Origin of the sequence: Chitinimonas viridis (assembly GCF_030409555.1) — a bacterium.
Classification (GTDB): Bacteria; Pseudomonadota; Gammaproteobacteria; order Burkholderiales; family Chitinimonadaceae; genus Chitinimonas; species Chitinimonas viridis.
Genome location: NZ_JAUFPU010000004.1, coordinates 427,692 through 439,764 on the forward strand (window position 1 = coordinate 427,692; position 12,073 = coordinate 439,764).

Sequence of the window (12,073 nt, forward strand, 5' to 3'; positions counted from 1 at the left end):
CTAGGGCACAGTAGGCGCTGCCGCTGACGCCTGCCCGGCCTGTGGGCAGGTGTCATTGCAGGCTGCCCATTCCAGCAGGGCATCCAGCGCCGCTTGCGCCTCATCCGCCCTGGGGTGGTTGATCATGCCAACCACCAGCCAGGCCTGCCCTGCCGTGTCGGTCACATAGCCCGCCACGGCCTTGACGCCATCCAGGGTACCCGTCTTGATACGTGCCCTGCCCGCCAGCGGGGTGCCCGCCAGACGCCGCCGCATGGTGCCATCCAGCGCCACGATAGGCAGGCTGGCCAGGTATTCGGCAGCAAACGCGCTGCGCTGCCCCACCGCCAGCACCGATGCCAGTTGTCGTGCGCTGATGCGGGCCGTGCGTGACAGACCCGCGCCGTTGTCCACCACCAAGCCCGGCATGCTCAGCCCCTGCCTGGCGAGCCAGGCAAGGAGTGCCGCCTCCGCCGCCTGCTGGCTATCCATGCCAGGCGGCCAGTTCAAGGCGCGGGCCTGCTCTGCCCCCATGGTCAGATACACCGAGCGCGCCATGGTGTTGTTGGAGAGCTTGTTGATATCGCGCAACTGCTCGGCCAGCGGTGGCGACACCTGCTCGGCCCACAGCCGCGCATCCTGTGGCGTCGTTGCCTCGCGGGTCGTGCCGGTTATCTCCCCCCCCAGCTCCTGCCACAGGCTACGTAACAGGCGGCTGGTGAAGTCCACTGTGCCAAACAGGCTCAAGTAACGGCCGGCCCGGCAATGGCGTGGAAAGCTGCCCTGCAAGGTCACCTTGACCCGGCCATCGGCCAGCCTCTCGATATCCGGTCTGGCCCAGCCACGAGCCCAGCGGGTGCAGTCGCCATCCACCAGCTTCATGCGGCTATCGGCCACCAGGCCCGCCAGCGGTGGCTCTATGCGCACCAACATGCTGTCCGCACCCGACTCCATGTCAAAGCGCTGCGCCCTGAAATTGGCCAGTAGGGCATCCGGCCCCACGTTATAGGCGCGTTCCGGCTGCTCATCGAACTGGCTCGCAGCAAGGTCTGGCGGCAACACAAAATAACTGCGATCCAGCACCAGGTCGCCTTCTATCCGCCGGACGCCACGTGCCCGCAGCTCACGCAGCAATAGCCAAAGGCGCTCGAATGTCAGCTTGGGGTCGCCGCCGCCACGCAGGTAAAGATCCCCCTTGAGCGTATCGCCCTCCAGGCCACCCTTGCTGTAAAGGCCGGTATGCCAGCTATGGCTTGGCCCCAAGGTCTCCAGTGCCGCCAGGGTACTCAGCAGCTTGATGGTAGAAGCAGGATTGAAGGGCGTATCGGGCTGATGCAGCAGGCGCGCACCCTCGCCTGCCAAGGGCATGACCACCGCCGCCATGGCGTTTTCCGGCACTTTGGCCTGCTTCAGTTGGCTGGCCACCATCTCAGGCAAGGCCGCACTTGCCGGTAATGCATTACAAAGCAAAACAGCGGCCCATGCCGCCAGGCTTGTTCTTATCGCCATGCTTATTCCACGTGTACCTGCCAAAGCGGCCCCCAGTCACCCGCAGCCTGGTAGACCAAGGGGCGCGCCTGCAAAAACCAGCGGCCCCTGGCCGCCGGCACAAATTCGAACTGACCTTGCAGGGTACGCTGCGGCTCGGTGATCTGCTGCGCCAGGCCCGCATCGCCAAGCTGTATATCATCGATATACCAGCCTACCCGGCTGTCGTCGGGAGTGTAGAAATCCCCCTGGTCAAACTGGTATCGAAAGCGCAATTGCACACGCCGCAAACCATAGGCCGACAAATCTACCAGACGTTCACGGTACTGCGCCTCGGCATGGGCAGGGACGCCATCACTGCCTTGTCGATAGACAGTCTCCCAGTCATCCCGGTCGTCCACCAGCACCTCCACCAGGGCCACCTCGTCGCGCCCGGCCACCCCCAGCCGGCTCATGAAGCGCAGTCTGGGCGCCGGCCCCAGCATCACGGCTTGCGACAGCGTGAGGGTCTCGTTACCCGCACCCTGGTGGGCCAGTCTGTAGGCCTGCCTGCCACTGGCAACCACCTTGCCATCCAGCACCGGGTAATCATTGCGCCCGCTATAGGAGAACAGACCGTAACCCTGCTCCGCCCCGGCCTCCACGCCCGCCGTGAGTACCTGTAAGGCTCGCCATTGCGCGCCGGTGGCACCAGGCTGGGGCAATACCCTGAAGCCGCCACCGGCCAGGGGAATCCGCCGGGCGCCTTCAACACGGGCTTCGGACAGCGTGGCATGGGCTGCCTCGGGGTCGAACAACTTCACTTGGTAAGCGTATTCCTGCCAAGCACCGGCCAGCTTCACCCTGTCTATCCTCACCCGGTACTGGCCGTCACGATCGGTCCATGCCGCATCGTGGGCCAGCGCATGCGCCCGCCAGACCAGTGTGGGCTCGCCCACCTCGACCTCCAGCGGCTCGGTCGCCACGGCCACCTCCTCATCGCCCCGCCACATGCGGATGCGCGCCTCGGAAAAGTCTGCACCCGGCAAAGCAAACGACCAGCGTGGAAAAACCACGCCATAGGGCACCCACCCCGGCGGCGGCCAGGCCACGAAACCGTCACGCACTGCGGGCCGGTTGCTGCCATAGAGGCCATCGTAAGCGGTGAAGCCACTGGCGGCATCGGCTTGCCCAGCCACCGGCACGTCGCCCAGGCCGATGAAACGTGTTTGTGGGTAGAGCAGCCAACGGCGATGATTGACCCCCTGGTTCTGCAGGCCGGCGTCACGCATAAAGGCCGTCACTGCCCCCGCGCCGTTCTCGCCACGGGCCAGCAGAGACAACCTGGCACCTTCCTCTGCATCATCAGAATGGCAACGCCAACCGGGGTCTATCGCATGGGCTATACGGCCATTGGCGGCCATCACCAAGGCCGCGGCCTGAGTCTTGTGGCTCGCCGCCGGGTCTTCCTCAACATCAGCCGGAACACCCGCCATGGCGCGAAACCAGTTGATACGGGCCAAGGCTGCCTGCCTATGCTGGGGCAGGGTCTCGCCTGCATCACAGCGGTCTATGCTGCCCTGCCAGAAACCCGAGTGTGGCGTGGCACGATAACGGACCCGATGAAACAGCCGGACCGCCTCGCGCTGTTGCGTATCCACTACCCAGCCGGCTCGCATGCCAGCGGGCACCACCGCCGCAGGCTCATCGGGTTCGGGCTGGGGTGCCGCCACCAGCGGCAAGGAAAGCAGCAGACTCAGCAGGTGCATGGTTCAGTACCCATTCCGACAGATAGCCAAGGCCTGGTTTCAGCGCTTGTTCACGATTTTTTCTCCAGGGTAAAAATCGTGAACAGGCTCTCAGACCTGCTCCCTAACAGGATAGCGACTCAAGGGGACTTCCAGAAAATACGATTTCTCAGCAAGACGAGGCATGGTCGAAAAATTTCGACCCAGCACAGGCTTGATATATAAGGAGAATTCAATATCGAGCACGGCTCGCATTGCCACGAAAGCGCGGTTTCTGGCGGCTAGCTCAAAGCTCTAGCGGGTCCACATCCAGTGACCACCTCACCTTGGCGGACCGTTCTGCGCGCAAAGCCTGCATCCAGCCCGCCAGGAACGCCCCCAGGCGTGCGCGTGAACCCGATTGCACCAACACCTGTGCACGCTCGCGATTGGCCAGCCGCATCATGCTGGCAGCAACGGGATCCCACACGGTAACGGCCTCATCAAGCGGCGCCAGGGCAACTGCCCCCTGCAGGAACTGCATGGCTTCCGCCAGGGTATCCGCCTCCGCCCTCAGCACGGCCTGGTAAAGATAGGGGGGAAAACCGGCCAGCTTGCGTTCAGCCAACTCGGTAGCGGCGAAGTCCGCATAGTTATCCGCCAGCAAGGCCTGGTATAGCGGATGCTCTGGAAAGTCCGTCTGTATCAGCACCTCACCCGGTTTATCAGCCCGCCCTGCCCGCCCTGCCACCTGGGCCAGTTGGGCATACAGCCGTTCGCTGGCGCGGAAGTCAGCCGAGTACAAGCCGCCATCCGCCCCAATCACCGCCACCAGCGTCAGCGCTGGAAAGTCATGCCCCTTGGCCAGCATCTGGGTACCGATCAGGATATCGACCTCACCCGCATGTATGGTCTTGAGTGCCGCCTCGAAACTGCCTTTGCGCCGCATGCTGTCGCGGTCTATGCGCAACACCCGGGCCTGCGGGAAGCGCTGGGCCAGCAGCTCCTCCAGTCGCTGGGTACCCTGGCCCAGCGGCTTCATATCGCTATTGCCGCAACCCGGGCAAGCCGGTGGAAAGCGCTCTTCCCAGCCGCAATGGTGGCAGCGCAGCCGCCGTTCTCGCATATGTACGGTCAAGCGGGCCGAGCAACGGGTACACGCTGCCAGCCAGCCACATTCACTGCAGTGCATGACAGGCGCATAGCCGCGTCGATTGAGGAAAATCAGGCTTTGCTCGCCCCGCGCCAGGCGGTTCTCTATCGCCCCCAGGGTATGGGCGTGCAAGCCATCAGCCAGATGCTGACGCCGGGTTGGCACCAGCTGCCAGCTAGGCGGCTGCGCCCCGGCAACGGCACGCTGAGGCAAGGCCAGGCGTTTGTAGCGCCCCGCCTCGGCGTTGTACCAGCTCTCCAGCGCTGGCGTAGCCGAGCCCAGCACGATGGCAACCTGCGCTTGGCGGGCCCGGTACACGGCCACATCGCGGGCCGAGTAGCGCAGGCCTTCCTGCTGCTTGAAGCTGGCATCATGCTCCTCGTCCACCACCACCAGCCCCAGCCTGGGCAGGGGGGTAAACACCGCCAGCCGGGTACCCAGCACGATGGCAGCCTCACCCCGTGCCGCACGCACCCAGCCCGTCGCACGCTCGCCATCGGCTACACCGCTATGCAGGCTGATTATCTCCACGCCAGGAAAACGTTGCCGGAAGCGCCCTTCCAGCTGGGGCGTCAGATTGATTTCCGGCACCAGCACCAGTGCCTGCAGTCCTCGCTGCAGCACCTCGGCAATGGCATGCAGATAGACCTCGGTCTTGCCGCTACCGGTAATGCCGCAGAGCAAATGGCAGGCAAACCCCGCCGATTGTGTGATGGCCGCAACAGCAGCAGCCTGCCCTGGGTTGAGCGCCGGGCCGGCCACCGGTTGCGGTAGCGCAAGCGATAGCGCCACCTGCCTGAGCTGGCCTTGCTCCAACCACGCCTGCACCAGGCGCCATGCCGAGCCCGATTCCGCACGCAATTGTGCCTCGCTGCAGGGCTCCGCCAGCATGGCCGCCAAGCGCCGCTGCAGGCTGGCCCGCTTGGGCAGGCTGTCCAGCAAGGCCTCGGCGTCCACTGCCTGGTAGGCACAGGCTGGCGCCACCCGGTACGGTGCTATCTCACGAAACCTGCCCGGCAGGGCCGTATGCACCACCTGTCCCAGCGGGTGCTGGTAGTAATCGGCGCAGAACTGCAACAGGTCCAGGATATCGGCCGGCAAGGTGGGCAGATCGTCCAGCAAGGCCTCCACCGGTTTGATGGCAACGCCTGCATCAGCGGGGCTATCGGCCACCTCGATGACCATCCCGACCAGGGCACGCCGACCAAACGACACGACTGCGCGCTTGCCCACTGCCGAGGCATCGGCATCCGCCAGTTCGTAATCGAACAGCCGGGCAAGCGGGACATCCAGGGCAAGGCGGAGATAGGGCATAGGCCTGTCAAGAAAACTATTTTCGATACGCCGCAACGCCGCTAAATCCGTGTTGCGACAGGGATTTTCGGCCTGTCCACAAATCCTGTGGATAACTTTGTGGGCAAGTTTGGGGAAACGCGCTAAACCCCGGATACATCAAGCGCTTTATTATGTTGCACAAAAAATAGGCAACATTTAATTAACTTAAAAATCAATGCTTTACGCAATTTGCACCGATTTGCGGCGCGAACATGCAGTGCTTGACAAGCGCGTTTCAGCCAAGCTGCAACTCTGTGCATAACTTAGCCACCATTCAGGTGGCAGCACTTCAACATTGCAACGCAAGTTGCTGTTTTATATGGATGATGTCGAGGTTGACAAAAGCCTGCTGCAGTGCAGCAGGCTGGCACGGATTTGGTGCATTTACTCAGTTTGAATGATACGGGCGAGACAGGCGATGAACGGCATCGACCAAGGCTGTCACATGTTCCGGCGGCGTGAATTGCGAGATACCGTGGCCGAGGTTGAACACATGGCCTGCCCCCTCGCCATAGCTCGCCATCAGCCTGGCCACTTCCGCCTCTATGGCAGCAGGCTTGGCAAACAAGGCATTCGGATCCAGGTTGCCTTGCAAAGCAACCTTGTCGCCCACCCGGCGGCGGGCGTCCGCCAGGTCTACCGTCCAGTCCAGCCCTATGGCATCACAACCGGTGCTGGCAATGTCCTCCAGCCACAGGCCACCGCCCTTGGTAAACACGATCACCGGCACACGGCGGCCATCATGCTCACGTATCAAGCCAGCCACGATCTGCTTCATATAGGCCAGCGAGAACTCCTGATACTTGCCATAAGCCAGCGCGCCCCCCCAGCTATCGAACAGCTGGACTGCCTGGGCACCCGCCTGTATCTGGGCATTCAGGTAGGCCGTCACGGCCTGGGCATTCACTGCCAGGATATGGTGCAGCAGTTCCGGGCGGTCATACATCAGGGTCTTGATGCGGCTGAAGGTGTCCGAACCGCCCCCCTCCACCATATAGCAGGCCAGAGTGAACGGGCTGCCGGAAAAACCTATCAGCGGCACACGACCATTCAGGGCGCGGCGGATCGAGCTCACGGCATCGAACACATACTGCAATTCGGCCATATCCGGCACCGACAGCGCCCGAATAGCCGCCTCATCCCGCAATGGCCGCTCAAACTTGGGGCCTTCACCCTCGGCAAAATACAGGCCCAGCCCCATGGCATCCGGCACGGTCAGGATGTCTGAAAACAATATGGCGGCATCGAGCGGATAGCGCTCCAGTGGCTGCAGGGTGACCTCTGTAGCCAGTTCGGTGTTCTTGCACAAATCCAGAAAACTGCCGGCACGCTGCCGCGTGGCACGGTACTCCGGCAGGTAGCGGCCGGCCTGTCGCATCAGCCATAGCGGTGTGTGCTCGGTAGGTTGGCGCATCAGCGCGCGCAGGAAGGTATCGTTCTGGAGTACGGACATGATGTTCTCTCAACTGCCGGGTAGCGCCGGAGCGTACCCGCTTGCTCGGGATGCCGGTAAGCCGGCATCGGGAATGGTATTCAGCCCAGCCAGCCCTTATCGCGGGCAGCCTCCAGCTTGGGCAGCACGTACTGCCACAATGCTGGTGCGGCATCATTGATGGGCAGGTTCTTGCGTATCACCTGCTCGAACCGCACGCTGTTCTCCTGCCAGCTGGCGCCTTCATTGGCCAAGTTCTGCAGCATGGGCAACAAGCGGTCACAGGCATAGGCAAAGCGCCCATCTGCCGTTGCCCGCTCTTCGTACTCCCGCCACAGCGCGTGGAATTCGCGGGCCTGCTCGGGGGGGAGCATGCCGAACAAGCGTTCGGCCGCCGCCACTTCCTTGTCGGCCTTGCCTGCTGCGGCTGCCTCGTCGTACAGAAAGGTATCGTCTGCATCAATTTCGACGATATCGTGCAACAACAGCATCTTCACCACTCGCTCCACCGCCACAGGCGGCTCGGCATGCTCGGCCAGCAGCATGGCCATCAGGGCCACATGCCAGCTGTGCTCGGCCGTGTTCTCATAGCGATCCAGCCCCACCGGCCGGGTACGGCGCAATATGGCCTTGAGCTTGTCCAGTTCCAGCAAAAAACCCAGCTGTGCGATCAATTTATCCATGTTGCCCGGCCGCCAGGTTCAGTTCATCCCGAAAACCCTGAGCCGCCGCAACGGCCGCATCCAGATCGCAGCCCTGTGCATACTGTATGCCCCGGCTAGCGCTGACCACAGCGCCAGTGCCATCCGCCAGAAAGGCCGGCGCCAGCGTAGCGGCAGTTGCGCCTTGTGCACCCAGGCCTGGCAACAGCAAGGTGGCTTTGGGCATCAGTGCACGAAAGCGTGCCAGCTCGGCCGGATGAGTAGCGCCCACGACCGCCCCCACGCTGGCCAGCGCCTCGGCTTCTTCCTCGCCCAGGCGCGCCACCTCGCGGGCAACATACTCGGCCACGCTGCGGCCGTCGGCCATCAAGCCCTGCAAGTCTCCGCTATCGGGGTTGGACGTACGCACCAGCACGAAGACCGCCCCGCCATGCTGGCGCGCCGACGCCACGAATGGCCGCAAGGTGGCAAAACCCAGATAGGGGTTGATGGTAATGGCGTTACCGGCATGCCTGCCCTCCAGCCATGCCTGGGCATAAGCTTCGGCAGTCGAGCCGATATCGCCACGCTTGGCATCCAGCAGCACCGGCACATCCAGGCGCCGGGCCAGCATCATGACTTCGTCCATCAACTGCAGGCCCGGCAGGCCAGCAGCCTCATAGAAAGCCGCCTGGGGTTTGACGCAGGCAATGAACGGCGCCACCGCCTCCAGCACGGCCAGGGTGTGGCTACGCATGGCCTCGACACTGTCGTAGGCAGTAAGGCGCGGATCCAGCCCCAGGCAAAGCCGGGTCTTCAGCGCATTGCCGCGCTCCACTAATCGATACTGAAACAATTGTGCTTCCTCGTGCTATCCCAGCTCGTCAGCCAGGCGGGCGACCAGCGCATGATGCGACCAGTGTTTGCCGCGCCACGCTTGGCGCGCCGCCCACCTGATCGCAATCGATACGGGTGACTTACTTCTGCCAGCTGTCCTTCAGCCCCACGGTGCGGTTGAACACCGGGCGGCCGCCGGCCACATGCTCGTAGCGGTCGGTGACGAAGTAGCCCAGGCGCTCGAACTGGTAGCGGGTTTCCGGTGCGGCATCGCGCACAGCCGCCTCGATATAACCGGTAACCGTGCGTAGCGAAGTCGGGTTGACGAACTGGCGGAAGTCTTCGTACTGGCCGTCAGCCCCCCGTACCGCATCAGGGCGCTCCACCGTGAACAGTCGGTCATACAGTCGCACATCAGCTTCGATGGCATGCTCGGCAGACACCCAGTGGATCACACCCTTGACCTTGCGGCCGACCGGATTCTGGCCCAGCGTTGCCGGGTCGATGGAGCACTTCAACTCCACCACATTGCCTGCTGCATCCTTGATCACTTCGTCGCACTTGATCACATAGCTGTAGCGCAAGCGCACTTCGCTACCCAGGGTGAGACGCTGCCAGCCCGCTGGCGGCACTTCGGCAAAGTCATCGCGCTCGATATAGAGCTGCGGTGCAATCGGCACTTCACGCTCGCCAAATTCAGGATGGTGAGGATGGAAAGGCGCCGTGCGGCTGCTGGTCACGCCAGCCTCGAAATTGGTCAGCGTCACCTTGATCGGGTCCAGCACGGCCATCACGCGGGGTGCCTCCGCTTCCAGCATCTCGCGTACCGCGCCTTCCAGCACGCTGTAATCAATGATGTTCTCGCTCTTGGACACACCACAACGCTGGGCGAACAGGCGCAGGCCGGCCGGGCTGTAGCCACGGCGGCGCATGCCCGAAATGGTCGGCATGCGCGGGTCGTCCCAGCCTGTCACCAGGCCATCCACCACCAACTGGTTGAGCTTGCGCTTGGAGGTGATGGCATACAGCAGCTCCAGCCGCGAGAACTCGATCTGCTGTGGGTGGCAATCGATACTGATGTTGTCCAGCACCCAGTCGTACAGCGGGCGATGATCCTCGAACTCTAGCGAGCACAGGCTATGCGTGACGCCTTCAATGGCATCCGAAATACAATGGGTGTAGTCATACATCGGGTAGATGCACCACTTGTCGCCCGTACGGATATGGTGGGCACGACGTATGCGATAGAACACCGGATCGCGCAGATTGATGTTGGGCGAACCCATATCTATCTTCAGGCGCAGGGTCTTGCTGCCGTCCTCGAATTCGCCCGCCTTCATGCGGCGGAACAGATCCAGGTTTTCCGCCACCGAACGATCACGGTAGGGGCTGTTGCGGCCAGGCTTCTGGAAATCGCCGCGATATTCGCGCATTTCCTCGGCATTGAGCTCACAGACAAAGGCCTTGCCGGCCAGTATCAGCTCCTCGGCGTAGGCATACAGGCGGTCGAAATAATCCGACGCCCAGCGCACCTCGCCATCCCAGCTGAAACCTAGCCAGCGCACGTCTTCCTTGAAGGCCAGCGCGTACTCTTCCGACTCCTTCTCCGGATTGGTGTCATCAAAGCGCAGGTTGCATTCGCTGGCGTAGCCCTTGGCTTGGTAGTCTTCCTTGATGCCAAAATTGATACAGATGGCCTTGCAGTGCCCGATATGGGCATAGCCATTGGGCTCGGGCGGAAAGCGGGTAACCGTGCGCTGATGCTTGCCCGAGGCAAGGTCGGCATCGATGATGTTACGGATGAAATTGCTGGCGGCGGGCGCGTTGTTTTCGGTAGTCATTGAATTCCGCAAGGCGTTGATTTTGTGCAATGCGGCGATTTTACCCGATTCGGCGCCCGCACCCCATGTCTCGCTGGATTCATCCTGCTGCCCCGCCATCCAGCCAGCCCCATCAGGCCGGTCAGGTTCTGAACATGAAGTACACCGCCCCCAGCAGGCACAGGCCCGCCCAGAGGAAATCCCACTTGAAGGGCTGGTTCATATAGAACACGGCAAAGGGGATGAACACCGTCAGGGTGATCACCTCCTGCATGATCTTGAGCTGAGCCAGGTTGTAGACGGTAAAGCCGATACGGTTGGCCGGCACCTGCAGCAGATACTCGAACAGGGCGATGCCCCAGCTCAGCAAGGCCGCGATATACCATGGCTTGGCCGACATGTCCTTGAGGTGGGCATACCAAGCAAACGTCATGAACACATTGGAGCACACCAGCAGGACGATGGCCTGCATGCCCGGCGGAATAGCAGTAAACATATGCGTGCGACCGGCGTTGGCCGGCGACTCTGATAAAATGGGAAGTTTGAACAGCCGCGAACCTGCCGTCCAGTCGATGCCCGCCTACCGCCTCCCCTCACTGTTGCTCAGTTTGGCCCTGATATCCGGGGCATACGCCGGCGAGGCCGAAGACATAGCCACCAGCCTCAATCGCGGCCAGGCCGACGCTGCCCTGCAAGCCGCCGACAAGGCGCTGGCAAAAACACCACGAGATGCCCGGCTACGCTTGCTGCGCGGCAACGCCCTGGCACAGCTAGGCCGCAGCGCCGAAGCCATACAGGTTTTTACCGCGCTGACCAGCGATTACCCCAACCTGCCCGAACCCTATAACAATCTGGCAGCGTTGTATGCCCAGCAAGGCCAGCTCGACAAGGCAAGGGCCGCCTTGCAGATGGCCTTGCAGACCAACCCAGCCTACGCCACTGCGCATGCCAACCTGGCTGATGTCTATGCCCGCCTGGCGGCCCAGGCCTACGACAAGGCCTTGCAGCGCGACATCGTGGAACGGCAGAACGGCAGCGCCGCCCCGGTGATCAAGTCCGATGCCCCCAGGCTGGCCCTGGTGCAGGATCTGCTCAGCCGACCTGCGCCTGGCGGCACGCCGGTACCTGTCGTCGCAGCAGCACGGCCACCAGTGGTGGTCGCTGCAGCCAAGCCTGTAGCCCCACCCGTCACCGTGCCGCCGGTCGCAACAGCCAGCAAGCCTGTCGCACCGACTACACCAGCCGTGGTTGCACCCGTCCCCGCCAAGCCCGCCGAAGTCAAACCCACGCCGGCCAAACCCCTTGAACCCAAGCCCGCCGAGCCCAAGGTGGACGACAGCGCCAACGAGGAACAAGTGGTCAAGGCCGTGCGCGGCTGGGCCGACGCCTGGTCAGACAAGCGTGTGCCTGCCTACCTGGCCAGCTATTCGCGCAGCTTCAAGCCTGGCGGCATGAGTCGCAGCGAGTGGGAAAAACAACGGCGTGAGCGTATCGACGCTGCCCGCAAGATTGAAGTCAAACTGGCCAATATTCGGGTCAAGTTCAGCGATGGTGGCCAGACTGCCACCGTCAGGCTGGTGCAGCGCTACAAGTCCGACAAGCTCGACACCTCGACAGGCAAGACCCTGATACTGGAGCGCAATGGTAGCCGTTGGCTCATACGCGAAGAGCGGGTAGGATAA

The 12,073-nt window shown here is 62.7% G+C and carries 9 protein-coding genes; 1 reads left to right on the top strand and 8 read right to left on the bottom strand.

What is annotated here, in order from left to right:
* The 8 genes from dacB to QWZ03_RS06190 all read right to left on the bottom strand — a co-directional run bounded on the left by dacB (position 1) and on the right by QWZ03_RS06190 (position 10,887).
* On the bottom strand, positions 1–1,488 hold the full coding sequence (dacB, locus tag QWZ03_RS06155; RefSeq protein ID WP_290331913.1) for a D-alanyl-D-alanine carboxypeptidase/D-alanyl-D-alanine endopeptidase: 1,488 nt from the start codon (positions 1,486–1,488) through the stop codon (positions 1–3).
* A gap of 2 nt (positions 1,489–1,490) precedes the next feature.
* Positions 1,491–3,215 (bottom strand): CAP domain-containing protein, encoded by a 1,725-nt coding sequence (locus tag QWZ03_RS06160; protein WP_290331914.1) that lies wholly within the window; start codon positions 3,213–3,215, stop codon positions 1,491–1,493.
* A 265-nt stretch (positions 3,216–3,480) separates the two neighbouring features.
* The gene (locus tag QWZ03_RS06165; RefSeq protein ID WP_290331915.1) at positions 3,481–5,640 is read right to left on the bottom strand and encodes a primosomal protein N'; all 2,160 of its coding nucleotides are present in this window, start codon (positions 5,638–5,640) and stop codon (positions 3,481–3,483) included.
* A 409-nt stretch (positions 5,641–6,049) separates the two neighbouring features.
* Positions 6,050–7,114 carry a uroporphyrinogen decarboxylase gene (hemE, locus tag QWZ03_RS06170; RefSeq protein WP_290331916.1) on the bottom strand — a complete coding sequence of 355 codons (1,065 nt, stop codon included), beginning with the start codon at positions 7,112–7,114 and terminating at the stop codon, positions 6,050–6,052.
* Positions 7,115–7,194: 80 nt separating this feature from the next.
* The gene (locus QWZ03_RS06175; RefSeq protein WP_290331917.1) at positions 7,195–7,776 is read right to left on the bottom strand and encodes an HD domain-containing protein; all 582 of its coding nucleotides are present in this window, start codon (positions 7,774–7,776) and stop codon (positions 7,195–7,197) included.
* On the bottom strand, positions 7,769–8,590 hold the full coding sequence (gene pyrF / locus QWZ03_RS06180; RefSeq protein WP_290331918.1) for an orotidine-5'-phosphate decarboxylase: 822 nt from the start codon (positions 8,588–8,590) through the stop codon (positions 7,769–7,771). Before pyrF ends, QWZ03_RS06175 begins: the two co-directional genes overlap by 8 nt.
* Positions 8,591–8,711: 121 nt before the next feature.
* Complete coding sequence (locus QWZ03_RS06185) at positions 8,712–10,412, bottom strand: glutamine--tRNA ligase/YqeY domain fusion protein (RefSeq protein WP_284198077.1); 1,701 nt, start codon at positions 10,410–10,412, stop codon at positions 8,712–8,714.
* Positions 10,413–10,533: 121 nt separating this feature from the next.
* Complete coding sequence (locus QWZ03_RS06190) at positions 10,534–10,887, bottom strand: DMT family protein (RefSeq protein ID WP_290331919.1); 354 nt, start codon at positions 10,885–10,887, stop codon at positions 10,534–10,536.
* Between the two features lie 76 nt (positions 10,888–10,963).
* On the opposite strand from QWZ03_RS06190, the gene QWZ03_RS06195 reads away from it, so the two are divergent.
* The gene (locus QWZ03_RS06195; RefSeq protein WP_290331920.1) at positions 10,964–12,073 is read left to right on the top strand and encodes a L,D-transpeptidase Cds6 family protein; all 1,110 of its coding nucleotides are present in this window, start codon (positions 10,964–10,966) and stop codon (positions 12,071–12,073) included.